Annotated in this window: 27 protein-coding genes; 13 read left to right on the top strand and 14 right to left on the bottom strand. The window is 36.3% G+C overall.

Features of this window, described 5'->3' with window-relative positions; all coding sequences use genetic code 11:
• Nucleotides 1-35: 35 nt before the first annotated feature.
• The 9 genes from hisG (at nt 36) to WFH39_RS04590 (ending at nt 7,331) form a co-directional block, all read left to right on the top strand.
• On the top strand, nt 36-893 hold the full coding sequence (gene hisG, locus WFH39_RS04630; RefSeq protein ID WP_336688990.1) for an ATP phosphoribosyltransferase: 858 nt from the start codon (nt 36-38) through the stop codon (nt 891-893).
• A gap of 1 nt (nt 894) precedes the next feature.
• Nucleotides 895-2,187 (top strand): histidinol dehydrogenase, encoded by a 1,293-nt coding sequence (gene hisD / locus WFH39_RS04625; RefSeq protein ID WP_336688989.1) that lies wholly within the window; start codon nt 895-897, stop codon nt 2,185-2,187.
• Nucleotides 2,174-3,199 (top strand): histidinol-phosphate transaminase, encoded by a 1,026-nt coding sequence (hisC, locus tag WFH39_RS04620; RefSeq protein WP_336688988.1) that lies wholly within the window; start codon nt 2,174-2,176, stop codon nt 3,197-3,199. The genes hisD and hisC overlap by 14 nt, the downstream gene beginning before the upstream one ends.
• Nucleotides 3,200-3,264: 65 nt before the next feature.
• Nucleotides 3,265-4,359 carry a bifunctional histidinol-phosphatase/imidazoleglycerol-phosphate dehydratase HisB gene (gene hisB / locus WFH39_RS04615; RefSeq protein WP_336688987.1) on the top strand — a complete coding sequence of 365 codons (1,095 nt, stop codon included), beginning with the start codon at nt 3,265-3,267 and terminating at the stop codon, nt 4,357-4,359.
• Nucleotides 4,359-4,937 (top strand): imidazole glycerol phosphate synthase subunit HisH, encoded by a 579-nt coding sequence (gene hisH / locus WFH39_RS04610; RefSeq protein ID WP_336688986.1) that lies wholly within the window; start codon nt 4,359-4,361, stop codon nt 4,935-4,937. Before hisB ends, hisH begins: the two co-directional genes overlap by 1 nt.
• Nucleotides 4,938-4,945: 8 nt before the next feature.
• Entirely contained in the window at nt 4,946-5,668 is a 723-nt protein-coding gene (gene hisA / locus WFH39_RS04605; protein ID WP_336688985.1) for a 1-(5-phosphoribosyl)-5-[(5-phosphoribosylamino)methylideneamino]imidazole-4-carboxamide isomerase, read from the top strand.
• Complete coding sequence (gene hisF / locus WFH39_RS04600; protein WP_336688984.1) at nt 5,661-6,413, top strand: imidazole glycerol phosphate synthase subunit HisF; 753 nt, start codon at nt 5,661-5,663, stop codon at nt 6,411-6,413. The genes hisA and hisF overlap by 8 nt, the downstream gene beginning before the upstream one ends.
• Nucleotides 6,410-6,997 carry a bifunctional phosphoribosyl-AMP cyclohydrolase/phosphoribosyl-ATP diphosphatase HisIE gene (gene hisIE / locus WFH39_RS04595; protein ID WP_336688983.1) on the top strand — a complete coding sequence of 196 codons (588 nt, stop codon included), beginning with the start codon at nt 6,410-6,412 and terminating at the stop codon, nt 6,995-6,997. Before hisF ends, hisIE begins: the two co-directional genes overlap by 4 nt.
• 193 nt (nt 6,998-7,190) lie before the next feature.
• On the top strand, nt 7,191-7,331 hold the full coding sequence (locus WFH39_RS04590; RefSeq protein ID WP_157967267.1) for a hypothetical protein: 141 nt from the start codon (nt 7,191-7,193) through the stop codon (nt 7,329-7,331).
• A gap of 54 nt (nt 7,332-7,385) precedes the next feature.
• Here WFH39_RS04590 and WFH39_RS04585 read toward each other — a convergent pair whose 3' ends face one another.
• From WFH39_RS04585 to WFH39_RS04540, 10 genes are all read right to left on the bottom strand, one after another.
• Complete coding sequence (locus WFH39_RS04585; protein WP_336688982.1) at nt 7,386-8,303, bottom strand: M28 family metallopeptidase; 918 nt, start codon at nt 8,301-8,303, stop codon at nt 7,386-7,388.
• 81 nt (nt 8,304-8,384) lie between these two features.
• A complete protein-coding gene (locus tag WFH39_RS04580) occupies nt 8,385-9,560 on the bottom strand; it encodes a M28 family peptidase (RefSeq protein WP_336688981.1) in 1,176 nt (391 codons plus the stop codon).
• A gap of 98 nt (nt 9,561-9,658) precedes the next feature.
• On the bottom strand, nt 9,659-10,597 hold the full coding sequence (locus WFH39_RS04575; RefSeq protein WP_336688980.1) for a M20/M25/M40 family metallo-hydrolase: 939 nt from the start codon (nt 10,595-10,597) through the stop codon (nt 9,659-9,661).
• The gene (locus tag WFH39_RS04570; RefSeq protein WP_336688979.1) at nt 10,591-10,833 is read right to left on the bottom strand and encodes a hypothetical protein; all 243 of its coding nucleotides are present in this window, start codon (nt 10,831-10,833) and stop codon (nt 10,591-10,593) included. Before WFH39_RS04570 ends, WFH39_RS04575 begins: the two co-directional genes overlap by 7 nt.
• A gap of 104 nt (nt 10,834-10,937) precedes the next feature.
• Nucleotides 10,938-11,282 (bottom strand): 50S ribosomal protein L20, encoded by a 345-nt coding sequence (gene rplT / locus WFH39_RS04565; protein ID WP_029293267.1) that lies wholly within the window; start codon nt 11,280-11,282, stop codon nt 10,938-10,940.
• A gap of 120 nt (nt 11,283-11,402) precedes the next feature.
• Nucleotides 11,403-11,600, bottom strand: coding sequence for a 50S ribosomal protein L35 (gene rpmI / locus WFH39_RS04560; protein ID WP_076390550.1), 198 nt, complete (start codon nt 11,598-11,600; stop codon nt 11,403-11,405).
• Nucleotides 11,601-12,365: 765 nt separating this feature from the next.
• A complete protein-coding gene (locus WFH39_RS04555) occupies nt 12,366-13,187 on the bottom strand; it encodes an alpha/beta fold hydrolase (RefSeq protein WP_116099998.1) in 822 nt (273 codons plus the stop codon).
• Between the two features lie 252 nt (nt 13,188-13,439).
• Nucleotides 13,440-13,940 (bottom strand): translation initiation factor IF-3, encoded by a 501-nt coding sequence (gene infC, locus WFH39_RS04550; RefSeq protein WP_175608770.1) that lies wholly within the window; start codon nt 13,938-13,940, stop codon nt 13,440-13,442.
• A 149-nt stretch (nt 13,941-14,089) separates the two neighbouring features.
• Nucleotides 14,090-16,027: a threonine--tRNA ligase gene (thrS, locus tag WFH39_RS04545; RefSeq protein WP_336688978.1), complete on the bottom strand. Its 1,938-nt coding sequence runs from the start codon at nt 16,025-16,027 to the stop codon at nt 14,090-14,092.
• 155 nt (nt 16,028-16,182) lie between these two features.
• On the bottom strand, nt 16,183-17,733 hold the full coding sequence (locus WFH39_RS04540) for a hypothetical protein (RefSeq protein WP_336688977.1): 1,551 nt from the start codon (nt 17,731-17,733) through the stop codon (nt 16,183-16,185).
• 147 nt (nt 17,734-17,880) lie between these two features.
• Between WFH39_RS04540 and WFH39_RS04535 the strand changes: the two genes are divergently transcribed.
• The 4 genes from WFH39_RS04535 to leuB all read left to right on the top strand — a co-directional run bounded on the left by WFH39_RS04535 (nt 17,881) and on the right by leuB (nt 22,496).
• Nucleotides 17,881-19,044, top strand: coding sequence for a 2-isopropylmalate synthase (locus WFH39_RS04535; protein WP_336688976.1), 1,164 nt, complete (start codon nt 17,881-17,883; stop codon nt 19,042-19,044).
• Nucleotides 19,045-19,074: 30 nt separating this feature from the next.
• Complete coding sequence (leuC, locus tag WFH39_RS04530) at nt 19,075-20,454, top strand: 3-isopropylmalate dehydratase large subunit (protein ID WP_336688975.1); 1,380 nt, start codon at nt 19,075-19,077, stop codon at nt 20,452-20,454.
• A gap of 331 nt (nt 20,455-20,785) precedes the next feature.
• On the top strand, nt 20,786-21,385 hold the full coding sequence (gene leuD, locus WFH39_RS04525) for a 3-isopropylmalate dehydratase small subunit (protein ID WP_235130813.1): 600 nt from the start codon (nt 20,786-20,788) through the stop codon (nt 21,383-21,385).
• Nucleotides 21,375-22,496, top strand: coding sequence for a 3-isopropylmalate dehydrogenase (leuB, locus tag WFH39_RS04520; protein WP_336688974.1), 1,122 nt, complete (start codon nt 21,375-21,377; stop codon nt 22,494-22,496). The genes leuD and leuB overlap by 11 nt, the downstream gene beginning before the upstream one ends.
• Before the next feature lie 435 nt (nt 22,497-22,931).
• Here leuB and WFH39_RS04515 read toward each other — a convergent pair whose 3' ends face one another.
• The 4 genes from WFH39_RS04515 to WFH39_RS04500 are packed head-to-tail and all read right to left on the bottom strand — an operon-like array spanning nt 22,932 to nt 24,776.
• Nucleotides 22,932-23,120 carry a hypothetical protein gene (locus WFH39_RS04515; protein WP_336688973.1) on the bottom strand — a complete coding sequence of 63 codons (189 nt, stop codon included), beginning with the start codon at nt 23,118-23,120 and terminating at the stop codon, nt 22,932-22,934.
• An 11-nt stretch (nt 23,121-23,131) separates the two neighbouring features.
• A complete protein-coding gene (locus tag WFH39_RS04510; protein WP_336688972.1) occupies nt 23,132-23,737 on the bottom strand; it encodes a DUF4230 domain-containing protein in 606 nt (201 codons plus the stop codon).
• Between the two features lie 3 nt (nt 23,738-23,740).
• A complete protein-coding gene (locus WFH39_RS04505; protein WP_336688971.1) occupies nt 23,741-24,307 on the bottom strand; it encodes a TlpA family protein disulfide reductase in 567 nt (188 codons plus the stop codon).
• Between the two features lies 1 nt (nt 24,308).
• Nucleotides 24,309-24,776 carry a nucleoside triphosphate pyrophosphohydrolase family protein gene (locus WFH39_RS04500; protein WP_087710124.1) on the bottom strand — a complete coding sequence of 156 codons (468 nt, stop codon included), beginning with the start codon at nt 24,774-24,776 and terminating at the stop codon, nt 24,309-24,311.
• Between the last annotated feature and the right edge of the window lie 289 nt (nt 24,777-25,065).

Below are 25,065 nucleotides of genomic sequence, written 5' to 3'. Positions count from 1 at the left end.
AACCATCTTTTTACTCAGACACAACAAAAAGTAAAATGAGTAAATTAAAAATAGCCATACAGAAAAGCGGTCGTCTTTACGAAGAATCTCTTCAGCTTTTAAAAGACTGCGGTATTTTTGTTAACAACGGAAAAGACCAGTTAAAGGTTTCCGTAGAAAATTTCCCGATGGAAATCATGTATCTCAGAAACTCGGATATTCCTCAGTATCTTGAAGACGGAGTGGTGGATATTGCCATTGTAGGAGAAAATCTTCTGGTAGAAAAACAGAAAAAAATTGAAATCGTTCAGCCTTTAGGATTCTCGAAATGCAGAGTTTCTCTGGCAGTTCCGAAAGAAATTGAAACCGATGAGATCACTTATTTTCAGGGGAAAAAAATAGCCACTTCTTATCCGAATACCCTGAAAAACTTTTTGGATAACAACAATATTTCCGCAGACATTCACATCATTTCAGGCTCTGTAGAAATTGCACCGAACATCGGTCTTGCCGACGGAATCTGCGATATTGTAAGCTCAGGAAGCACCCTCTTCAAAAACGGATTAAGAGAAACCGTTACCATTCTTACTTCTGAAGCCGTTCTGGCAAAAACATTCAGACTGGATGAAGAAAAAACCAGAATTCTTGAAAAATTTCTCTTCAGAATTAAAGCCGTTCTTAAAGCAAAAAATTCAAAATATATTCTCATGAATGTTCCGAACGACAAGATCGGAGAAGTTTCAAAAGCGCTTCCTGTGCTGAAAAGTCCTACGGTGATTCCGTTGGCGGAAGAAGGATGGAGCAGCATCCATTCTGTGATAGACGAAACGCGTTTCTGGGAAGTGATTGATGAACTGAAAGAAAAAGGAGCGCAGGATATTTTAATAATTCCAATCGATAAAATGGTGATTTAATATGCAAATAGAAAGATATCCTGAAAGGGAACAATGGTCTGAATTAACAAAAAGACCGGTTATAAAAAGAGAAAGATTAACAGAAATCGTTGCCGGAATTTTCGATGAAGTGAAGAACAAAGGAGATCAGGCGTTGATTGATTTTGCTAAAAAATTTGATTCCGCAAAAATAAACAGCATTAAAGTTTCTGAAGAAGAAGTTGAAGCCGCTGAGAATCTGATCAGTGAAGAACTGAAAACAGCCATTCAGGAAGCAAAATCAAATATTACCAAGTTTCACGCTTCACAAATTCCTACAATCGAAAAAATAGAAACGACAAAAGGAGTGGTTTGCTGGAGAGAAAACCGAGCCATTGAAAAAGTAGGAATTTATATTCCGGGAGGAACAGCACCGTTGTTTTCTACCGTTTTAATGCTTGCCATTCCGGCTCAGTTAGCGGGTTGTAAAGAAATTATTCTCTGTACGCCGCCCGATAAAAACGGCAATATAAATCCTGCGATTTTATATACGGCAAAATTGTGCGGAGTAACGCAGATTTTCAAGACAGGAGGCGCTCAGGCAATTGCAGCAATGACTTTCGGAACCGAAATTATTCCGAATGTCTACAAAATTTTCGGGCCGGGAAATCAGTATGTTGTTGCCGCTAAAGAATATGCGCAAAACTATAATATTGCCATCGATATGCCTGCCGGACCGAGTGAAGTTCTTGTGATTGCCGACGAAAAGGCGGTTCCTGAATTTTGTGCAGCAGATCTACTTTCTCAGGCAGAACATGGGAGTGACAGTCAGGTGATTTTCCTTTCCACAGACGAGAAAATTCTTAATGAAACCATTCTGGAAATCCAAAAACAGCTTGAAGCACTTCCAAGAAATGAAATGGCGGCAGAATCTTTAAAAAACAGCCACTTTATTTTACTGAATTCAATAGATGAAGCTTTGAAATTCAGCAATTTGTACGCTCCGGAACACTTGATTTTAGCAGTCAATGATTTTGAAAACTCTATTCCGAAAATTCAGAATGCAGGTTCTGTGTTCTTAGGAAATTATTCATGCGAGAGTGCGGGAGATTACGCAAGCGGAACCAATCACACACTTCCTACGAACGGTTTTGCGAAAAATTACAGCGGGGTTTCTCTTGACAGTTTTGTGAAGAAAATTACTTTCCAGAATCTGTCGGAACAGGGATTGAAAAATTTAGGAAAAACCATTGAAATAATGGCTGAAGCAGAAGGATTATTCGCACACAAAAATGCAGTAAGTATCAGATTAAAAGAACAGAATGAAAGAATTTAATATCAAAGATTTAGTACGAAAAAATATTCTTGAACTGCAGCCTTATGTGAGTTTCAGGGACAACAATACATTTGAAAATCCTGTTTTTCTGGATGCAAATGAAAGCGCATTCGGAGAGATGAACCGTTATCCGGACTCTACTCAAAAAGAATTGAAAGAGAAATTGGCAGTTTTGAAAGATGTTTCGGCTAAGCAGATTGCAGTCGGAAACGGAAGTGATGAACTGATTGATCTTATCGTGAAAGTTTTTTGTGAACCGAAAAAAGATGCTATTCTGATGATGAATCCTTCTTTTGCGATGTACGGATTTTATGCTTCGGTGAATGAAAATAAAGTGGCTAAACTGAATCTGAATGAAAATTTTGGAATTGATAGAGAAGAATTTTTAAAAATCTCAAACGAAGAAAAACCAAAAGTTTTCTTTTTATGTTCGCCTAATAATCCTACCGGAAATTCTATTGAAGACATTGAATTTTACATTGAGAATTTTGACGGAATTGTTGTGGTGGATGAGGCTTATATTGAATTTTCAGGAAAAAAATCGTGTGTTGAACTGTTGGAGAAGTTTCCCAATCTTATCGTTCTGCAGACGTTTTCCAAAGCTTGGGGAATGGCAGGAGCAAGAGTCGGAATAGCATATGCTTCAGAAGAGATTATTCAACTGATCAATACGGTGAAATCTCCGTACAATGTTAATTCTTTAAGTTTAGATAAAATATCGGAACTTATTAGTAATAAAGAATTTATAAAATGTAATATAGAAAATACTTTAAATGAAATTTTCTGGTTAAGAGATGAATTGGAGACAATAAACTGCATCAAAAAAGTATTTCCAAGCGACGCAAATTTCTTCCTGATTCAGTTTGAAAACGTAGATAAGGTGTACCGGAAATTGCTGGAAAATGAAATTCTGACGAGCAAAAGAAGTCCGCAGATTCCGGATTGCATTAGAATTAATGTGGGTAAAAGAGAAGAAAACAATAAGCTGATTAACGTCTTAAAAAGTATTTAATTAAATCTGAAACCTCACAGATTTTTAAAACCTGTGAGGTGTAGAAAAAGTAAAAGAAAAGTAAAATGAAAAAAGTATTATTTATAGACCGTGACGGAACTTTAATCTTAGAACCGCCCATTGATTTTCAGGTTGATTCTCTTGAAAAGCTGGAATTTTATCCCGGAGTTTTCCAGAATCTTTCCCGAATTGCCAGAGAACTTGATTTTGAACTGGTAATGGTAACCAATCAGGATGGTTTGGGAACCGAAAGTTTTCCGTATGAAACTTTTATTAAACCACAGGAAAAAATGCTAAAAGCTTTTGAAAATGAAGGAATTGTTTTTAATGATATTCTGATCGACAGAAGTTTTGAAAGCGAAAATCTGCCCACAAGAAAACCGGGAACCGGAATGTTGGGGAAATATATTTACGGAGATTACGATCTTAAAAATTCAGTTGTGATTGGAGACCGGCTTACAGATATCCAGTTGGCAAAAAACTTAGGCTCAAAATCTATATTAATCAGTAAAGTTCGGAATGATGAAGCCGATTTAACGACGGAAAGCTGGAGCGAAATTGCACAGTTTTTGACGAAAATTCCGAGAAAAGCAAAAGTTTCAAGAAAAACCAATGAAACTGATGTTGAAATTGAAGTTAATCTTGATGGAAGCGGAGCCTCTGAAATTTCAACCGGATTACACTTTTTTGATCACATGCTCGAACAGATTTCCAAACACGGCAATTTAGATTTGAAAATTAACGTGAAAGGAGATTTGCAGGTTGATGAGCATCACACTATTGAAGACACGGGAATTGTTCTTGGAGAAGCTGTTTTAAAAGCTTTGGGAAAGAAAAAAGGAATTGAACGTTACGGTTTCCTGCTTCCGATGGATGATTGCTTAGCACAGGTCGCCATCGATTTCGGAGGAAGACCGTGGTTAATGTGGGAAGCGGATTTTCAGCGTGAAAAAATTGGCGATGTTCCGACCGAAATGTTTTATCATTTCTTCAAATCGTTCACCGATTCTTCAAAATGCAATCTCAACATTAAAGTGGAAGGAGATAATGAACACCACAAGATCGAATCTGTGTTTAAAGCATTTGCTAAAGCGGTAAAAATGGCAGTAAAACAGACGGATAAGAATTTTAATTTACCATCAACCAAAGGAAGTTTATAATGATTGCTATCATCAAATACAACGGCGGAAATGTCAGTTCCGTGCAGAATTCATTGAACAGATTAAATGTAGAATCTGTGGTAACCGATGATTTTGACCTGATAAGAAAAGCCGACAAAGTAATTTTCCCGGGAGTGGGTGAAGCATCTTCCACCATGAAATTATTAAAGGAAAAAGGTCTGGATCAGTTAATTCCGACTTTAAAACAGCCGGTTTTAGGCGTTTGTCTGGGCATGCAGCTCATGTGTAAAAATAATGAAGAAGGAAATACAGTCGGGATGGGAATTTTTGATATCGATGTAAAAAAGTTTCCTGCAAAGAATATTGTTCCGCACATGGGATGGAATACGATTTCAGATTTTAAATCCGGAATATTTTCAGGGATTGAAGAAAACAGCGATGTGTATTTCGTTCACAGTTTCTATTGCGAATTATCAGAAAATACTACATCAGTCTGCGATTATATTCTGCCGTTCAGTGCATCTCTGCAAAAGGATAATTTCTATGCGATGCAGTTTCACCCCGAAAAATCCGGAGATGTTGGAAGCCGTTTACTGGAAAACTTTTTAAAACAATAAAACTGAATATGAAAATTATTCCCGCTATAGACATCATCGACGGAAAATGCGTCCGGCTGTCGAAAGGAGATTACGATACCCAAAAAATATATAATGAAAATCCGCTTGAAGTTGCCAAAGAATTTGAAAGTTTTGGCATACAATATCTTCATTTTGTAGATCTTGACGGTGCAAAATCAAAGCATATTGTTAACCAAAAGGTTTTGGAAACCATTGCGAAAGAAACTTCTCTGGAAATTGATTTCGGGGGCGGACTGAAAACTCTTGAAGACATTGAGATAGCTTTCAGTTCCGGAGCAAAGCAGATTACGATTGGAAGTATTGCTGTTCAGGATCCTGATTTCTGTTTTGATCTGATTGAAAAATACGGTTCCGATAAAATTATTCTCGGAGCCGACTGCGAAAACCGCAAGATAAAAACTTCGGGCTGGCTGGAAGAAAGCGAACTGGATGTGATTGATTTTATTCTCCAATATAAAAATAAAGGAATTAAAAACGTGATCTGTACGGATATTTCCAAAGACGGAATGCTTCAGGGCGCATCGAATGAACTGTACAGAGAAATTGTAGAAAAGACAGAGGTTCAGTTAATTGCAAGCGGCGGAATTTCGTGTATTGAAGATGTTGAACAGATGAAAAAGATCGGGTGTTCCGGAACAATTATCGGAAAGGCAATTTATGAACGCAGAATCAGTTTGCAGCAACTCCAAAATTTTATTGAAAATGCTTAAAAAAAGAATCATTCCGTGTCTGGATATCAAAGACGGAACTACGGTAAAAGGAATTAATTTTGAAGGATTAAGAAATGCGGGAGATCCTGTAGAACTTGCCAAAAGATATGAAAAAGAAGGCGCAGACGAATTGGTTTTTCTGGATATAACCGCAACGATAGAAGAACGGAAAACTTTTGCGGAACTTGTACAAAAAATTGCCAGGGAATTGAGCATTCCATTCACAGTCGGCGGCGGAATTTCTACCGTGGAAGATGTAAGAAGACTCTTGGAAGCCGGAGCAGACAAGATCAGTATCAATTCTTCGGCGGTTAAAAATCCGGCACTAATTTCGGATTTATCAAAAGAGTTTGGAAGTCAGTGTGTTGTGGTTGCAATTGATACAAGATTGGTAGACGGATCCGATTGGGTTCATGTGAAAGGAGGAAGGGAAATAACGGATCTGAAGACATTGGACTGGGCAAAGAAAGCGGAAGAACTGGGAGCGGGAGAAATTCTTCTTACTTCAATGGATGGCGATGGTACAAAAAACGGTTTTGACCTCAGAATAACGAAGTTAATTTCCGAAAATGTAAATATTCCTGTTATTGCTTCTGGAGGCGCCGGAAAAATGGAAGATTTTGAGGAAGTTTTTAATCAGACAAAAGCAACAGGAGCTTTGGCGGCAAGTATTTTCCATTTTGGAGAAGTACAGATTCAGGATCTTAAAAATAATTTGAAAATTAAAAAAGTTGCAGTACGATGAATATCGATTTTAATAAAAGTGAAGGTTTGGTTCCGGTGATTATTCAGGACGACAGAACGTTGCAGGTTTTAATGTTGGGTTACATGAACGAAGAAGCTTTTGAAAAAACCAAAAAAGAAGGAGTTGTAACGTTTTTCAGCCGTTCCAAAAACCGTCTCTGGACAAAAGGAGAGGAGTCCGGAAATTTTTTAAAGGTTAAAAATATTGCGATAGACTGCGATCAGGATACGATTTTAATTAAGGCAATTCCTACGAATGTTGTTTGCCACACCGGAAGTTTCAGTTGTTTTGGCAATAAAGATTCTAAAGGTTTTCTGTATGAGCTGGAAGAAAAAATAAGCCAAAGAATTGATGAAAAAACCGAAGGTTCTTACACGTATTCATTATTTCAGAGAGGAATTAATAAAATGGCTCAGAAAGTGGGAGAGGAAGCCGTAGAAGTGGTTATTGAAGCCAAAGACAGCAATGATGATTTATTTAAAAATGAAGCGGCAGATCTGCTGTATCACCTTTTAATTTTACTGAAAGCCAAGAATTTTACACTGAAAGATATTGAAGAAATTTTGCTTTCCAGAAACCGGTAAAGTTGTATTTTTATCTCTAAACTCGTTAAGAATCAACCGCAAAAGAGGCAAAAGACCATTATGTTGCAAGAATTAGAATATTCAAAGCTATCAGAAGAATAAAATCGAAGATTTTTTAAACTGTTTTAAATGAAATTTCAGCTTATTTTTGTCACTTATGTGTTTTAAATACAATTCATTAAAAAATTATCCCATGAAAGAAGACAACAAAGAAAATCAGCAATCCAAAACCGAACCGGAAAGTAAAGGAAAAATTAATCCTGAAAAGGGAAAAGTAAAAGAAGTAAAACCTCCCAATTCTGATACTGCAAAAGGCGGTACAAGAGCCGGATAAATTAGAAGCCAGTCGGATTTTTCGGCTGGCTTTTTTAGAACAATTTGATTATCTCTATTTTTTCGAAGCCACAGCGAAATGCTGCAATGCTCCGATTGCTGCTTTACCGATATTAAAAACATACTGAACATCAGTATTAGCAAAAGTATCATCTCCGGTATGAGGAAGATCGCTTCTTTGGTATTCGAAAAATCCGGTGATTACTTCACCCTTTTTTTCAAAAGAGATGTAGTCGGTATCTTCTGCGGGATCGATTTTTACCTGTAATGGAGAATATAAAGTTGTGCAGGTCATCAATTCTTTGGTAACCTGTTTAGAAGCTTCATTATTTTTTGAGCTTCCTCCCTGATCTTCATCACAAAATACGGTATCATTGAACATTCCCTTTTTCCCGCCGACCTGATCCAGATTAAACACCATTTTTATATCAATCTGCCTTGTTTTATTCTGATAAACAACATCGTTAACGTAATGTCTGCTTCCGTATAATCCCTGTTCCTCGCCCGAAAAATGAATGAATTTTACAGAATATTCAGTGGGAATGTCTTTCAGGATTTTTGCGGCTTCCAGAATGATGGATGTTCCGCTGCCGTTATCGTTTACTCCGGGACCGTTAATACTGTCGAAATGCCCACAAATAATAATATATTTATCCGGATATGAAGTTCCTTTCTTAGTAATAATAAGGTTTTTAGATTTTAATTTTCCTATGGAAAAAGGATCTTCTTCCATCTGGTTTTCAGAATAACCGTAAGACAAATATTTATTTTTGATCCAGATCAGGGCGTTGTCATTTTCTACAGAACCTGTAGTTTTAACACCCAATTTCTCAAATTCCTTTAAATTGGATATAATGTCTTCTTTTTTTAATAAGTTAACTTTGTCCTGATAAGCCTGAATAAATGTTTGTGCCTGAAATCCAACGGCTGTTACAGAAAAAAGAAAAATGGCTGTTAATTTTTTGAAATTCATATTGGTAATTAGTTTACTATTTTACAAATATAGAAATAAAAAATCCTGAGAAAGAAACTCAGGATTTTGCTTGACCGTTGATTATTTTCCGATAATTATTTTTCTTACCGCTTTTTGGTCTTTTGTTTTAATCGTTGCGATATACGTTCCGTTTGGTAATTCTGAAACATTTACTTTCGTTTCATTTTCCTTATTTAAAATAAGCCTGCCGTTTATATCTGAAATTTCAAGACTGAAATCTTTAATATCTTCCGGAAGTTCGACATTTAAATAATCTTTCGCAGGATTGGGATAGATCTTTATAGATTCTATAGAATTTCCGGAAAGTAATGCTTCTTTTTTCTGTAAAGAATTTGCTGCTACTGCAAAGTGCTGTAAAGCTCCCAAAGAAGCTTTTGCTACATTGTAAATATAAACAGGATCTGTATTAGCAAATGTATCATTTGAAGAATGAGGATAATTACTTCTGATTTTTTCAAAAAAACCTGTAATAATTTCGCCTTTTCTTTCAAAAGGAATATAATCTGTAGCTTCAGCCGGATCTACCGCCGTTAAAAGAGGAGAATACAAAGCGGTACAGTTGCGCAATTGCTGTGTAACGTCTGCTGAAGCTGCATTATTGCTAGACAGACCTCCCTGATCTTCATCACAATAGATCGTATTGTTATTATTGCCCATTTTTCCGCCAACCTGATCCAGATTGAAGACTAATTTAATGTCTAATTTCTTAATATTATTTTGGTAAACAACGTTATTTACGTAATGTGAACTTCCAATAAGTCCCTGTTCTTCACCAGAAAAATGGATGAATTTAATCGAATATTCTGTAGGAACGTCTTTTAAAATTCTTGCCGCTTCCAGAATGATGGATGTTCCGCTGCCGTTATCATTTACTCCAGGACCGTTTATAGTGTCGAAATGTCCGCAAATGATAACGTATTTATTAGGATAAACGGTTCCTGTTTTAGTGATGATTAAATTTTTTGAACTTTTGCCGTTGTAAGTGAAGGCATCTTCCGAAATCTGGTTTGAAGAATATCCGAAAGCCAGATATTTATTTTTAAGCCAGTTGAAAGTATTATTATTCGAAGTTGAGCCGGTGGTTTTAATCCCTAAATTGGCAAAGTTCTGTAAGTTTGTTGTAATATTGGTCTGTGTCACCATATTAGCTCTGTCCTGATAAGCCTGAATAAAAGATTGTGCATTGAAGCTTAAAGCCGATAAAGAAAAGAGCAGAATTGTAGAAGTCTTTTTCATTTTGATATTAATTTTTGTAATTTGATTGGTATACAAATGTAATAATAAAAAAATCCTAAACAAAAGTTCAGGATTTTAATTTTACAGTAAAATAAAAATTATTTACCGATAATTATTTTTCTTACCGCTTTTTGGTCTTTTGTTTTAACAGTTGCCATATAAACACCGTTTGCTAGTCCTGAAATATTAACTTTAGCTTCATTTTGTTTATTTAAAACAAGTCTGCCGTTCATATCCGAAATTTCAAGACTGAAGTTTTTAACGTCTTTTGGAAGATCAACATTTAAAAGATCTTTCGCCGGATTGGGATAAATCTTTACGGTTTCCAGATTATTTACTGTCTTTTCATCCGTTGCCAATAAACTTGTAGAGGCTGTTGCAAAATGCTGTAAAGCTCCTACAGCCGCCTTTCCTACGTTGAAAACATAAGTAGGATCTACATTTGCAAAAGTATCATTTACGGTGTGTTCATTATAACTTCTTGCCGTTTCGTAAAATCCTGTAATAATGTCTCCTTTTGCTTCAAAAGGCATATAATCGGAAGAGTAGGCATTCGACATAACTGTCTGTAATGGTGAATACAGCGTTGTACATGCTGCAAGCTGCTGTGTAACGGAAAGAGAGGCTGCATTGTTTCCGGTTTGCCCGCTTTGGTCACTTTCGCAGTTGATGGCAACATTAGAATTGCTTATTTTTCCACCCACCTGATCTAAATTAAAGACCAGTTTTATATCCAACTGACGGACACTGTTCTGGAAAACCACACTATTTACATAATGTGCACTTCCCTGTAATCCCTGTTCTTCGCCGGAAAAGTGGATGAATTTAATAGAATATTCTGTCGGAACATCTTTTAAAATTCTTGCCGCTTCCAGAATAATAGAAGTTCCGCTTCCGTTATCGCTTACTCCGGGACCTGTAATGGTGTCGTAATGTCCGCAGATAATAACGTACGTATTCGGATAAACGGTTCCTGTCTTGGTAATGATTAAATTTTTAGAACTTGTAGAGCCAAATGTGAAAGGATCTTCTACCATCTGACTTGTGCTGTATAACCGTAAGACTGATATTTTGCTTTAAGCCAGTTTAATGCATTGGTGTTGGCTGCAGAACCCGTTGTTTTTACGCCAAGATTCCCAAATTCCTGAAGTAATGTAGTTATATTGGTCTGGGTAACCAAATTGGCTCTGTTCTGATAAGCCTGAATAAAACTTTGAGCCTGAAATGCATATGTTCCTAATGAAAACAGCAGAAGAGTAGTTATTTTTTTCACTTTAAAGGAAAATTTTATAAATTTAATAATATTACGCAAATGTAAATAATAAAAAAATCCCAAGCAAAAAACCTGGGACTTATATTGATAACAAAAATTTTACATTATTTTACTTGATCTACAACTGCTTTGAAAGCTTCAGGGTGATTCATTGCTAAATCTGCTAAAACTTTTCTGTTAAGCTCAATGTTGTTCTTTTTAAGAGCTCCCATAAACTGAGAGTAAGACATTCCGTGCTCTCTGGTTCCCGCGTTGATACGAGTGATCCAAAGTGCTCTGAAATTTCTTTTCTTCTCTTTTCTACCACGGTAAGCATATTGCATTGCTTTTTCTACCGCGTTTTTAGCTACTGTCCAAACGTTCTTTCTTCTTCCGAAATAACCTTTAGCGTGCTTAAAAATTTTCTTTCTTCTAGCTCTTGAAGCTACCGAATTTACTGATCTTGGCATAATTTAAATTGTTTTTTTGAAATGTGCGGTAATTATTTCATTACTCTTAGTGGCTCCATTTCAGGGTTAAAATGTTGAATTTGTTTGAATTCTTATAAACCGACTATAGATTTATAAAAACTACTTAATTGCTAATTGACGCAATACGCTTTTCTCGTCCACAGCAGCAACGTAAGAAGTCGTAGTAAGATTTCTCTTCTGCTTCGTTTCTTTCTTCGTTAAGATGTGGCTTTTGTAAGCGTTCTTTCTTTTGATCTTACCAGATCCGGTAAGAGCAAAACGTTTCTTAGCACCTGATTTCGTTTTTAATTTTGGCATTGTTTTGCTTTTTATTGTTTTGTTATCAATATCTGTTTTGGCTATTTCCGATTGCCCGGAATAATAGTCTGCAAAATTACAGAAAAATTTCGAGATTTGAAAAAGATTTTTTGAATAGAATAGGGAAGTGGATGAAGCTTTAGGCATTACCGTTTTTGTGAGATAAATTTTTTTTGAAGCTGTTTCCTGCTTTCCACTGTATCTTTTTGGTTGTGGACTCCTGAACTACGTTCGTAAACCTCCAGTTTATACTCCGCCCGCAACCAAAAAGGATGTCGTTCCAATCAGGGCTAGAATGGAAGTTCCCAATATAAATAACCGGATTCGGGAATAAATAAGTCTTGTTAAACGCAACGTTAAACAAGGAGATTTAATTATTAAGAATTCAGCTTTTAAGATATACAAAGGCGTAAGACTTATCAAAGTAATACCATTTTTGTCTTTTTTACATAAACGAAGTGCCTTTGTTTAGCTTACAAACTTTCAATAAGTAAAAAAATCTCTTGTTTTTCTTTGCGATAAATCAATTAATTAAATTTATTTCTTATCCTGAAATGAGGTTAAATAGTAAACGAATATCCATACTATTTGTCATGCTGAAAGCATCTAAACAAAGTATTCAATGCATCGTTGAAATCCTTTTTAGGATGACAAACTTTGTAAATATTTTTGAATAAATTACTGAAAAGTTCCGGCAAAATTGCTTGAAATAAAAAACAGCAACCAAAATACTCTGATTGCTGCTTTACTTATATGTCGAAAAAATTAAGCCTCAATAAACTCCAGAAGATCCTTATTAATCGTCTGATGTTCAGTCGTAGGCATTCCGTGAGGGAATCCCGGATAAGTAATCAGCTTACCGTTTTTCAATAATTTAGCAGATTTTATCGCTGAATTTTCAATGGGCACAATCTGGTCGTCTTCACCGTGCAGCAATAATACCGGAATATCTACAGCTTTCAAGTCTTCTGTAAAATCTGTCTCAGAAAAAGCTTTGATTCCGTCATAATGAGCTACAATTCCTCCCATCATTCCCTGTCTCCACCAGTTGGTCTGTACACCTTGCTTCACTACAGCACCTTCTCTGTTGTAACCGTAGAAAGGAACCGTTAAATCCATAAAAAACTGATTTCTGTTATTTAAAGTCTGATCTCTGATGTTGTCAAAAACTTCCATCGGAACGCCATCCGGATTGTTTTCGCTTTTTACCATTACCGGAGGAACTGCGCTTATCAATACCGCTTTTTTTGCTCTTCCGTTGGCATATTTGTTTACATAACGGATCACTTCACCGCCACCGGTGGAATGTCCGATATGCACAACATCTTTCAGATCCAGAAATTCTACCAATTCTGCCGCATCAGAGGCATACTGCTCAATCGTATGATTGTAAATATTCTGGCTGGAACGTCCGTGACCTCTTCTGTCGTGAGCAATTACTCTGTAACCTCTCTGTAAAAAGAAAATAACCTGCGCATCCCAGTCATCAGATGATAAAGGCCATCCGTGGTGAAACATCAATACCGGTCCTTCTCCCTGATCTTTGTAAAAAATTTCTGTTCCGTCTTTTAATTTTAATGTACTCATTGCTTTGTTGTTTAATTTGTTATTCAATTTTAATTTTTAAATAAGCTTATTGTTGTCTTATTTTTCTAAAGCAAATGTAGTCGTAAATTAAATAGATAATCTTGATCTATGGTAAAAATTAAAAAATATTTAATAATTAATATAAAATATTGAATTTTAATTAATGAAGAATTTAGAAATCATAAAAATAAAAGCCTCAAAACAATTTGAGGCTGTATATTTTAGTTTCAGATCCGTAGATCCGGCTGTAGATTATTTAGCTGGTTTTTTAGGACTCATCATCATAATCATTCTTTTTCCTTCAAGCTTAGGAAGCTGGTCTACTTTTCCAACGTGCTCCAATTCCTGAGCAAGTTTTAAAAGTAAGATTTCTCCCTGGTCTTTAAAGATAATCGAACGTCCTTTAAAAAATACGTAGGTCTTTAATTTTGAACCTTCTTCAAGGAATTTCTCAGCATGTTTCTTTTTGAATTCGTAATCGTGCTCATCTGTCTGAGGTCCGAAACGGATTTCTTTCACAACTACTTTTACCTGCTTAGCTTTTAATTCCTTCTGCTTTTTCTTTTGCTCGTATAAGAACTTTTTATAGTCCAGAATCCTTGCAATAAACGGTTCAGCCTTGTCGGAAATTACTACAAGATCAAGTTCCTGCTCCTGAGCAATCTGTCTTGCCTTATCTGTAGGATAAACTCCCGGCTCTACGTTATCGCCCACCAAACGAAGCTCTCTCACACGAATTTTATCGTTGATCAAGTGTGCGTCCTCCTGTACCGGACGTCTCTGTGGGCCCCTGTTGTTAAATCTTTGTGCTATTGTATTATAATTTTATTGGTTAACTTCTATTTTATCAATCATTCTGAACAAAAATAATTTTCAATCATTTAGAATGATATTTTTTAGATTTAAGCGTTAAACTCAAATCCAGTTTTTGACTGTTCTTTAAAATAAGAAACAAAATCTTCAATCTTCATTACTCCTAAATCGCCTTCACTACGTCTTCTTACAGAAATTGTGCCATCCTTTTCTTCATTTTCTCCCACTACAATCATGAATGGAATCTTCTTTAATTCGGCATCGCGGATCTTTTTACCCGTTTTTTCGTTTCTGTCGTCAATTAATCCGCTAATATCGTGATTTTCCAGTAATTGAGAAACTTTTTTAGCATAATCTACGTATTTTTCACTGATCGGAAGAATGATAAACTGATCAGGAGCCAGCCACAATGGGAAATCTCCCGCTGTATTCTCAATAAGAATCGCAATGAATCTTTCCATAGAACCAAACGGCGCTCTGTGAATCATTACCGGTCTGTGCTTTTCGCCATCGCTTCCTGTATACCAAAGATCAAATCTTTCCGGTAAGTTATAATCCACCTGAATCGTTCCAAGCTGCCATTTTCTGCCTAAAGCATCTTTCACCATGAAATCCAGTTTAGGACCGTAGAATGCAGCTTCACCGTATTCAGTCACTGTATTCAATCCTTTTTCCGTTGCTGCTGTTACGATTGCATTTTCTGCTTTCTCCCAGTTTTCGTCGGTTCCGATGTATTTTTCCTTATTTTCAGGATCTCTCAAAGAAATCTGAGCGGTAAAATCAGCAAAACCTAATGAACCGAAAACGTAAAGAACCAAATCAATCGTTTTCTTAAATTCTTCCATCAACTGATCCGGAGTACAGAACAAATGCGCATCATCCTGAGTAAATCCGCGAACTCTCGTTAAACCGTGAAGCTCACCACTTTGCTCATATCTGTAAACGGTACCAAATTCTGCATATCTTTTAGGCAAATCTCTGTAGCTCCATTGTGAAGTTTTGTAGATTTCACAGTGATGCGGACAGTTCATCGGCTTCAGCATGAATTCTTCTCCTTCATTCGGAGTTTTAATCGGCTGGAAGCTGTCTGCTCCGTATTTGTCCCAGTGACCGGAAGTCACATACAATTCCTTCGCACCGATATGCGGAGAAATTACAAATTCGTAACCTGCTTTTTTCTGAGCTTCAGAAAGGAAATTCTCTAATTTTTTTCTTAAAGCAGCTCCTTTTGGCAACCATAAAGGCAATCCCTGACCTACTTTTTCAGAGAAAGCGAAAATTCCAAGTTCTTTACCCAGTTTTCTGTGGTCTCTTTTTTTAGCCTCTTCTAAAAGTTCAAGATATTCTGTTAAATCTTTCTGTTTTGGGAAAGAAATACCGTAAACTCTCGTTAACTGAGGATTTTTTTCGTTTCCTCTCCAGTATGCTCCGGCAGCATTTAAAATCTTCATTGCCTTTACAATACTTGTGTTAGGAATGTGTCCTCCACGACAAAGATCTGTGAAGTCATCATGCGTTACGAAAGTGATTTCCCCATCATTAAGATTAGAAATCAGTTCCACTTTATAAGGATTGTCTGCATACACTTTTAAAGCTTCTTCTTTAGAAACCGGATATAAAGAGAATGTAGATCCTTTTTTAGCATTTTCCAAAACCTTCTTTTCGATCTTTTCGAAATCTTTATCAGATAAACTTTCGTCCCCGAAATCTACGTCATAATAGAATCCTTTTTCAATGGCAGGACCGATGGTTAACTTAGCATTAGGATAAAACTCAAGGATTGCCTGCGCCAAAAGGTGGGCAGAAGAATGCCAGAAAGCTTTCTTTCCAAGATCATCATTCCAGGTTAGCAATTGTACCGCAGCATCCGTGGTTATAGGTGTGGTCGTCTCTACTTGTTTGTCGTTTACAACTGCGGAAATGGTATTTCTAGCCAATCCCTCGCTTATAGATTTTGCCACATCTAGCGGAGTAACTCCCGCCTCGAATTCTCTGACACTATTGTCTGGAAGTGTAATTTTTATCATTGTTTACTAAGAAATTTTAAGATGCAAAAATACGGATTTTTTATTTAAAATACTACTTTCACGCATTTTTGAGACGAGATTTAATACGAAAAATCTCAGAATACCGTTATAAATAATTAACGTTTAACCAACCTTCTAATTATGAATAGGTTAAATTAAGACTGATGCTTTCTTTTGTACCGCACCTTTTCTTTAATAATCTCAATAACATCCACATTTCTCACTTTAGACTGTACCCAACCATGAATATCTATGTACAGCAAAGACCTTCTGTAGTATTCATTTTCAGAAAAAAGAGTTAATTTTTCATCAAATTTTTTGAAAGATTCCAATTGTTTGTCTGGTGTTATATTATTCAGATTTTTGAAAAAATGAATGCTTTCAAAATGAAATTCATCAGGCTTTTTCATCTTTTTGGTGAATTTTAAAGTTGCTTTGATAAATTCATCATAATCTTCATCGTTTCCTGATTCGTGTTTCGCCATCAGAATCAAAATCCGGGTGTGGAAGAGTAGATCTTCCTGAACATTTCCTTTGGATTCGATCACTTTCAATGAATAACTGATGGATTCCTCAAATTTCCTGCTTCCAAAGAACATCGCTGCCATTTTTAAATAAAGAATCATGAAATGATGCTCATCAATTTTATCCCGGAGCTTATCCATTTTCAGCTCGATTTCAGGAATTAATTTCGAACCAGAGAAGAATTCACCTTTCACAAAGTGAATGTTCATTAAAGTATTGTAATGCGTCAGAAAAATAAGCGATTGCAGGTTTTCATTTTGAGCAAAACTTGAAGAATGAACCACTTCATTAAAATCCTTAAAACTTTCCTCAAGAATGTCAATATTTCCGTAAAGAAATAAGATTTTCAGCAGGTAAGTATTTCCTTTAATGTACCAAACGGGATGACTCACGATCATTTCAGGATTTTTGTAAAATAAATCCACCCATTGAAAAGCATATTTCAACGTATATTTATATTCCTGAAGCAATTGGTTTTTCCAGACGTGCGCTTTAAAATACCACAATTTTTCCGTGAAATTCAGCTTTTTGAAATTGATTTTCTGAATCTGCGAATTGAATATCTGCATGATTTCGGCACGGTCTTCATCATTTTTCACATAACCTTTTGTCAGCATTTCACTGTACAGTTTCAGCGAAAGATTGGATAATTCTGTCGCATAATGATTCTGTTTGCTGATTTCCGTAGACTGTCTGATCAGTTCATCGGCACGACCTTCAATACTCCGGGTAATAAACTGGGATTCAATTACTTTTTCCAGATCGATAATTTCCGAAGCAATACTTTTTTCATCCAATTCCAACGCGGTCTGTTTTGCTTTGTCTAAAATTTTTAAAGCCTGTTTATACAAGCCTTTCTGATACAGAATATTCGCAAAATCAAGCTGTTCGCGCAGCTGGATTCTGTAATTCTGATGACTCGGGTTCATCCGTAAACTCACCAGAATCTGCTTGTAAAGATGCGCTTTCAGGTTCGACAACTGTTGTTTCGTAGAAATCTTTTTGTTGATGATGATATGCTCATCGTATTCCTTCATCTTATCCAGTTCTGAAAAAAGAAGAAGAAATTTTGCATCCGCATTAATTCCGAGACGGTTTACATACAAGGTGAATTGCCTTTTTTCTGAAGTTGTCAGAGATTTGATGAGTACGAATAAAAAATCTTTATGCAATTCTGCCATTGTAAATTTTTAAAATTTAAAATAATGATAATCAAATAATTGAAATTAAAATACAATATTTTGAGTATTGTATTTTTTATAAAAAATGAAACTGAATAAACGTTTCATCTTTCTAGTTTTGAATCAAAATTAAGTAAAAACTTCATTATGAAATCCGAAAAAGTCGAAATTTTTGATACAACACTGCGTGATGGAGAGCAGGTTCCCGGCTGTAAGTTAAATACCGAGCAAAAATTAATTATAGCCGAAAAACTGGATGAACTGGGAGTGGATGTCATTGAAGCCGGTTTCCCGATTTCCAGTCCCGGAGATTTTCATTCGGTTTCGGAGATTTCAAAATTAGTGAAAAATGCTAAAGTCTGCGGATTGACGAGAGCTAACCAAAAAGATATTGATACCGCAGCCGAAGCATTAAAATACGCCAAAAGACCGAGAATTCATACCGGAATCGGAACTTCGGATTCTCATATCAGATTTAAATTTAACTCAAACAGGGAAGATATTGTTGAAAGAGCGGTTCAGGCGGTAAAATATGCCAAATCGTATGTGGAAGACGTTGAATTTTATGCGGAAGATGCAGGAAGAACAGACAATGATTATCTGGCAAGAGTTTGCGAAGAAGTGATAAAAGCAGGGGCAACCGTGCTTAATATTCCGGACACAACGGGATATTGTCTTCCCGAGGAGTACGGTGCAAAAATAAAGTACCTGAAAGAAAATGTAAAAGGCATTGATCGCGTGATCTTATCCTGTCACTGCCACAACGATCTGGGAATGGCAACCGCTAATTCTATTGCAGGAGTCATCAACGGAGCGAGACAGATAGAATGCACCATTAACGGATTGGGAGAAAGAGCTGGAAATACGGCACTGGAAGAAGTGGTGATGATTTTAAAACAGCATCCATATTTAGAATTATATACTGACGTTCAGTCCAAAATGCTCAATCCTATGAGTGTTTTGGCTTCTGAATTGATGGGAATGCCGGTGCAGCCGAATAAAGCGATTGTGGGAGCGAATGCTTTTGCGCACAGTTCCGGAATTCATCAGGACGGAGTGATTAAAAACAGGGAAACTTACGAAATTATTGATCCTGCGGAAGTGGGCGTGAATGCTTCTACCATTGTTTTAACAGCAAGAAGTGGACGTTCTGCTTTGGCATACAGATTTAAACATATTGGTTTTGAAGTTACTAAAAATGAACTTGATTTTCTGTATCAGGAGTTTTTGAAAATTGCTGACGGTAAAAAAGAAGTCAATAATGACGATTTAAGTTCAATGATCGAAAAAGTGACAAGAAAAATAGGGTAACATAATTGATTCTCCATTACATAAATTAGAATGAACACAAAAAAGACACTGTTTGATAAAGTCTGGGATGCACACGTTGTAGAGACGATTCCGGACGGACCTCAGATTATTTATATTGATAAACATCTCATCCACGAAGTAACCAGTCCACAGGCTTTTGCGGAACTGGAAGCGAGAAATCTGGAAGTTTTCAGACCGAAACAGATTGTGGCAACTGCGGATCATAATGTTCCGACTCTGGATCAGGATCAGCCGATTCGCGATGCATCCTCCAGAAATCAGGTGGAGCAGTTAACGGAAAACTGTAAGAAAAACAACATAGAATTGTATGGTTTGGGACATCAATATCAGGGAATTGTTCACATCATTGCTCCGGAATTAGGTGTTACACAGCCGGGAATGAGCATTGTTTGCGGAGACAGCCATACTTCTACACACGGCGCTTTCGGTTCAATTGCTTTCGGAATCGGAACAAGTCAGGTGGCGCAGGTTTTTGCGAGCCAGTGTTTGTTGCTGAATAAGCCAAAATCGATGAGAATTACCGTAAATGGTGAGTTAAATAAAAATGTTCAGCCCAAAGATGTGATTTTGTACATTATTTCAAAAGTGGGAACCGACGGCGGAACAGGGTATTTCTGTGAATATGCCGGAAATGTTTTCGAAGAAATGTCGATGGAAGGCAGAATGACGGTTTGTAATATGAGCATCGAAATGGGCGCTCGCGGAGGAATGATTGCTCCCGATGAAACGACTTTTGAGTACGTAAAAGGAAGAACTTTCGCACCGAAAGGCGAGGAATGGGAAGAAAAACTGGAATACTGGAAAACTTTGAAAACCGATGAAAGAGCAGTTTTTGATGCTGAATTTTCTTTCGATGCTTCGGAAATTTATCCGATGGTAACGTATGGAACCAATCCGGGGATGGGAATTTCCATCAGTCAGAATATCCCGAATCCTCAGAACGAATCTGAAGAGAAAGCTTTAAAATATATGGGTTTAAAAGCGGGACACGCTCTTTCTGATATTAAAGTGAATTATGTCTTCATCGGAAGCTGTACGAATGCGAGAATTGAAGATTTCCGTTCTGCGGCAAATTATGTTAAAGGAAAAAGGAAGTCGGATCATGTTCACGCGTGGCTTGTTCCGGGTTCTCAACAGGTTGCCAAACAGATTTTTGAAGAAGGTTTAGATACGGTTTTTAATGAAGCTGGTTTCCAGATCAGACAACCGGGATGTTCGGCGTGTTTAGCGATGAATGATGATAAAATTCCGGAAGGGGAATATTGTGTTTCTACTTCGAACAGAAATTTTGAGGGAAGACAGGGACAAGGTGCGAGAACGATTCTGGCAAGTCCGTTAACGGCTGCAAAAGTTGCTGTGGAAGGAAGAATTTCCGTCTTTGAAAACTGATGGAGATGAATTTACTTAAAACTTGTCTAAATTTTTTTACCACAAAAGACGCAAAAGATTTAAACACTTTAGTTTTTTAAGCTTAATACTTAAATAGAAAAAAGAGCACATAAGTTTAAAAGTGAATTGTCAATAGTGAATAGTGAATTTTAGAAATTGACTGTTGACTCACAAAGTGAAATTAACCATTCACTTTTTTAGCCCCGATAGAAACGGTTACCCCGGAGCAAGCGAAGGCAAAGCAAAGGAGCGAGGAGTATGAGTGGATAGCGGGAAATAGCTCCTGAAAAGAAAAAAAAATAATAATTAAAACTATTTTGGCTCAAAAAAAATGCAAAAATTAGTCATTATACAATCCAGAGCAATTCCTTTGCCTGTAGAAAATATAGATACGGATCAGATTATTCCGGCGAGATTTTTAAAGAGTATTGATAAAAAAGGTTTTGGCGAAAATCTTTTCAGAGACTGGAGATACGATGTTCATACGAATGAACCGAATCCTGATTTCGTCCTGAATAACGCAAAATACAGTGGTGAAATTCTGGTTGCAGGAAACAATTTCGGTTGCGGAAGCAGTCGGGAACACGCTGCATGGTCTTTAACGGATTATGGCTTTAAAGTGGTTGTTTCAAGCTTTTTTGCGGATATTTTTAAGGGCAATGCTTTAAACAACGGATTATTGCCTGTAAAAGTTTCTGAGGAATTTTTAAAAGAAATTTTAGAGGAAATTACTGAAAATCCTGAAAAAGAAATTTTGGTGGATGTTGAGAAACAAACCATTACCTTTAATGATAAGACGGAAAGTTTTGAAATAGATTCTTATAAAAAAATATGTCTGCTGAATGGGTATGATGATATTGATTTTTTAATCAGCAGAAAACAGGCGATCGAACAATTCGAACTAAAAACACAAAAAGTGTATGAAAACTAATTTTAAAATTGCAGTGCTTCCGGGAGACGGAATCGGGCCGGAAGTGGTTGCAGAAAGTATTAAAATCTTAGATTCCATCGCGGAAGCGTTCCAGTATCAGTTTGATTTTAAATACGGATTGATGGGAGCGGAAGCGATTTATAAGACTGGAAATCCTTTGCCGGATGAAACACTGGAGATCTGCAAAGCGTCTGATGCGGTGCTTTTTGGGGCGATCGGAGATCCTTCTTTCGATAATAATCCGGATGCCAAAGTACGTCCGGAACAGGGGTTGCTGAAACTTCGTAAAGAATTGGGGCTTTTTGCAAATATCCGACCTTTGAAAACGTATGCTTCTTTAATTGAGAAAAGTCCTTTGAAAAGGGAAATTATTGAAGGAACGGATATTCAGATTTTCAGGGAACTGGTGAGTGGAATTTATTTTGGCGAAAAATTTACGGATGAAGAGGCGGGTTATGCGTATGATATCTGCAAATACAACCGTGATGAAATCGCACCTATTGTTCACATGGCTTTTCAGGAGGCTCAGAAAAGGAGAAAAAAATTAACTTTAATTGATAAAGCGAACGTTTTGGATACTTCCAGATTGTGGAGAAAGGTCTGTAAAGAAATTGCTTCAGAGTATCCTGATGTAGCACTTGATTTTATGTTTGTGGACAACGCGGCGATGCAGTTAATTTTAAACCCAAAACATTTTGATGTAATTGTTACCGAAAATATGTTTGGAGATATTATTTCGGATGAAGCGAGTGTTATCGGCGGTTCTATCGGTTTGCTTCCTTCGGCTTCCATTGGAAATGAAAATGCTTTGTTTGAGCCTATTCACGGTTCTTATCCGCAGGCAAAAGGAAAAGGAATTGCAAATCCTGTTGCTTCCATTTTAAGTACAGCAATGATGCTTGATTATTTAAAGCTTGAGCAGGCAGCGGAAAAATTGAGACAATCTGTAGAGTATGCTATTGAGAATAAATACGTTACGGTGGATCTGAATTCTGAACAGCCTTATTCCACCAGTGAAGTGGGAAGTTTTATCGCAGACTATATTAAATATTCGGAGAAATCGTATTACAATTTTGAAAATGTGAAGCTCGGAAAATCAACTATTGTTTAAATATCAATTTTCTGCAATTAATTATAACCTTAGTTCGGGATAAGAAATAAATTTAAAAATTGATTTATAATATTATATCAATTTATCGCAAAGAAAAACAAAAGATTTTTTTTATTTATTGAAAGTTTGCAAGCTAAACAAAGGCACTTCGTTTATTTAAAAAAGACAAAAATGGTATTACTTTAATAAGTTTTACGCCTTTGTATATCTTAAAAGCACTTAGTATTTAAAATAACCTTGCGGACTTTGTGTTAAAATTATGATTAATAATAGATAATCATTGAAAAATATGTCAGTTTTGCTTCGTAAGTCAACAGCCAAATAGTTACGGTAGTTGACAAGCGGAGCAGATTGACCGTTGTAGTTCATATTACATATTTGACTTTTATTTGTGTTTTTTTCTAAAAAAGGTTCCGCTCATTGAGCAGAACCTTTTTATTTTTCGTCCGTATTATCCGTTTTTCCGGATTTGTTGTTTTGAGAAGATTTCTGAACGTCTTTTTTATCCACGTCCGACGGATTTGTTTTTTCTGATGAAGCAGGAATATCGGGAAAATCCTGATTTTGCTTTTTGGTTTCTGCAGAATTTGCAGATTCCTGTTTTTCTTTTTCTTCTGAATGCATAGCTTTAAATTTTATAGTCCTAAAATGCCCAGCTTTCCGGTCTGGTCTTCTATGGTGTAATTCAAAGCCTTTGCCAAAACAAAAATATTATTAAGATTTTCCATCAGTTGTTGTCTTCCTTCCGTTCTCAGCTTGTTCTGATCGATGGATTTTACAGCGGTATCTTTCGCTTTCTGAGTTACGTTTTTAATGTCTTTTTCGGAAATTCTGTTGAAAAAAGAATCGTCCATCGACTGAATTTCCACACTTGGCGTAATTCTGATGTCCGCATCGGGTAATTCGGTAATCACTAATTTTTTATTGATCGAATCTACCTCCATTTTCATCTTGTTAAGATCATAAGAAACCTGTGCGTTCGTTTTGGTATAGGTAATGATGCTGTTGCTGGAAACTTCTTTGCCTAAAAATTCATAGCCCATTTTGGTTTTCTGAATGGAAGAAGCATTCTGCTCAAGAACGACCATTTTATTCATTTTCGAAATCTGATTGGTCAGAATATAATAATCTGATTTCTCAGTTTTTTCACTAAGATTAAAGCATGACTTTGAACTGAAAAACAAAACTGTTACCAGTGCAGCTCCTGCCAAAAACGATATTAAAGCTTTACTATTTCTCAAACCTTATTTACCAAAAATTTCTTTAATTACAGAACTGTCATCTTTTTTCAGGATCTCTGCCAAATCTCTTTCGATATATCCGGATGTAGGCATTTCGATAATTCTTCCTAATTCTTTTCCGTATTTCTGAACAATAATGGTAGGAACTTTCTGGATGTTAAAAAGGCTTTCTTCGCCGTTAGGAGATTCCTTTTTACGGTTTACTGCAATAATGGTAAGTTTGCCTTCCGGATATTTTACTTCCTCAAGAATCCTCATCAGTCTCGGAAAATCCCTGTGAGAGTCTTCACACCATGTTCCCATGAAAACCGTGATATTGTAAGTGTTGATCTTGGCTTTTTTAAGTTCTCCGATCGCTTTCTGATCCAAAGCATATTCATCATGCTCTTTCACATACCAGTCAGAATAAGGAGCTTCAAGAAATTTACTTTTGAGCTGATTCCCCAAAAGCATTTTTCCGTCTGCGGTGGTTTCAACTTCACGTCCTACAACCACTTTTTGTGCAGTAAGCTGTTGAGTTGCCATGAATAGAGCTGAAACAGCCATACAATTCGTAATAAATTTTTTCATACTATTTTTCAATAATTGTCTTTAAATCGGCAGGAGAGTAGTATTTGTTTTTCAGAACTTTATGATCTGCCTGTCTGTATACATTGAATTTCTCGCCGGATTTTTCATAAAATGATTCTACGTCTTTTGCTTTGTAAAATTCAACGGTTTCCTGTGCCTGTTCTTCATTATCGCATGCTTTCGACATATTGGAACGCTGAACTTCGTTGAACAACTCTACAAATTTGCTGCCAAGTCCGAATTCCAGAACCGCTCCGCTTAAAACATATTGCAAATCGCATAAAGCATCTGCAATTTCTACGATGTTATTATCTGCAATTGCCTGTTTCAGTTCGTTCAGTTCTTCCTGAAGAAGTTCAACTCTCAGGTTGCATCTTTCCGGTGAAGGAATTTGAGGGGTATCTAAAATAGGGGCTTTAAAGGTGGTGTGGAATTCTGCTACCTGGTTCAGACTATCAATTTTATCCATGAATATTTTTTATTTACGCAAAGATAACAATTGGGTTTTAGATTTTAAGAATTGGGGCTTAGGTTTTTTACACAATGATATTATTCTGAACATAGACTGAAAGTGTACGAGCATCGTTAAAAAGTGAAGTGAAGAATCTCAAAAGTCAAGGAATAGATCATGCTTTTTCTTTCATAAATCTTTCAGATTTTAAATGATGGTGAGCTTTGGTGAAAATGTTTTTGGGATTTGTGATTAAATAATTTTTAAGAGCTTAATCCTATTTGGAATTTATGCCGAGAGTGGAAGT

This window comes from Chryseobacterium sp. MMO-72 (assembly GCF_037146035.1).
GTDB classification, from domain to species: domain Bacteria; phylum Bacteroidota; class Bacteroidia; order Flavobacteriales; family Weeksellaceae; genus Chryseobacterium; species Chryseobacterium indicum.
This window is presented reverse-complemented; position numbering and strand designations above follow the sequence as displayed.

What these genes read in the sequence shown, in the direction of transcription:
- hisG (WP_336688990.1), top strand. Translation starts at nt 36, where the DNA reads ATGAGTAAATTAAAAATAGCCATACAGAAAAGCGGTCGTCTTTACGAA.
- hisD (WP_336688989.1), top strand. Translation starts at nt 895, where the DNA reads ATGCAAATAGAAAGATATCCTGAAAGGGAACAATGGTCTGAATTAACA.
- hisC (WP_336688988.1), top strand. Translation starts at nt 2,174, where the DNA reads ATGAAAGAATTTAATATCAAAGATTTAGTACGAAAAAATATTCTTGAA.
- hisB (WP_336688987.1), top strand. Translation starts at nt 3,265, where the DNA reads ATGAAAAAAGTATTATTTATAGACCGTGACGGAACTTTAATCTTAGAA.
- hisH (WP_336688986.1), top strand. Translation starts at nt 4,359, where the DNA reads ATGATTGCTATCATCAAATACAACGGCGGAAATGTCAGTTCCGTGCAG.
- hisA (WP_336688985.1), top strand. Translation starts at nt 4,946, where the DNA reads ATGAAAATTATTCCCGCTATAGACATCATCGACGGAAAATGCGTCCGG.
- hisF (WP_336688984.1), top strand. Translation starts at nt 5,661, where the DNA reads ATGCTTAAAAAAAGAATCATTCCGTGTCTGGATATCAAAGACGGAACT.
- hisIE (WP_336688983.1), top strand. Translation starts at nt 6,410, where the DNA reads ATGAATATCGATTTTAATAAAAGTGAAGGTTTGGTTCCGGTGATTATT.
- WFH39_RS04590 (WP_157967267.1), top strand. Translation starts at nt 7,191, where the DNA reads ATGAAAGAAGACAACAAAGAAAATCAGCAATCCAAAACCGAACCGGAA.
- WFH39_RS04585 (WP_336688982.1), bottom strand. Translation starts at nt 8,303, where the DNA reads ATGAATTTCAAAAAATTAACAGCCATTTTTCTTTTTTCTGTAACAGCC.
- WFH39_RS04580 (WP_336688981.1), bottom strand. Translation starts at nt 9,560, where the DNA reads ATGAAAAAGACTTCTACAATTCTGCTCTTTTCTTTATCGGCTTTAAGC.
- WFH39_RS04575 (WP_336688980.1), bottom strand. Translation starts at nt 10,597, where the DNA reads ATGGTAGAAGATCCTTTCACATTTGGCTCTACAAGTTCTAAAAATTTA.
- rplT (WP_029293267.1), bottom strand. Translation starts at nt 11,282, where the DNA reads ATGCCAAGATCAGTAAATTCGGTAGCTTCAAGAGCTAGAAGAAAGAAA.
- rpmI (WP_076390550.1), bottom strand. Translation starts at nt 11,600, where the DNA reads ATGCCAAAATTAAAAACGAAATCAGGTGCTAAGAAACGTTTTGCTCTT.
- WFH39_RS04555 (WP_116099998.1), bottom strand. Translation starts at nt 13,187, where the DNA reads ATGAGTACATTAAAATTAAAAGACGGAACAGAAATTTTTTACAAAGAT.
- thrS (WP_336688978.1), bottom strand. Translation starts at nt 16,027, where the DNA reads ATGATAAAAATTACACTTCCAGACAATAGTGTCAGAGAATTCGAGGCG.
- WFH39_RS04540 (WP_336688977.1), bottom strand. Translation starts at nt 17,733, where the DNA reads ATGGCAGAATTGCATAAAGATTTTTTATTCGTACTCATCAAATCTCTG.
- WFH39_RS04535 (WP_336688976.1), top strand. Translation starts at nt 17,881, where the DNA reads ATGAAATCCGAAAAAGTCGAAATTTTTGATACAACACTGCGTGATGGA.
- leuC (WP_336688975.1), top strand. Translation starts at nt 19,075, where the DNA reads ATGAACACAAAAAAGACACTGTTTGATAAAGTCTGGGATGCACACGTT.
- leuD (WP_235130813.1), top strand. Translation starts at nt 20,786, where the DNA reads ATGCAAAAATTAGTCATTATACAATCCAGAGCAATTCCTTTGCCTGTA.
- leuB (WP_336688974.1), top strand. Translation starts at nt 21,375, where the DNA reads ATGAAAACTAATTTTAAAATTGCAGTGCTTCCGGGAGACGGAATCGGG.
- WFH39_RS04515 (WP_336688973.1), bottom strand. Translation starts at nt 23,120, where the DNA reads ATGCATTCAGAAGAAAAAGAAAAACAGGAATCTGCAAATTCTGCAGAA.
- WFH39_RS04505 (WP_336688971.1), bottom strand. Translation starts at nt 24,307, where the DNA reads ATGAAAAAATTTATTACGAATTGTATGGCTGTTTCAGCTCTATTCATG.
- WFH39_RS04500 (WP_087710124.1), bottom strand. Translation starts at nt 24,776, where the DNA reads ATGGATAAAATTGATAGTCTGAACCAGGTAGCAGAATTCCACACCACC.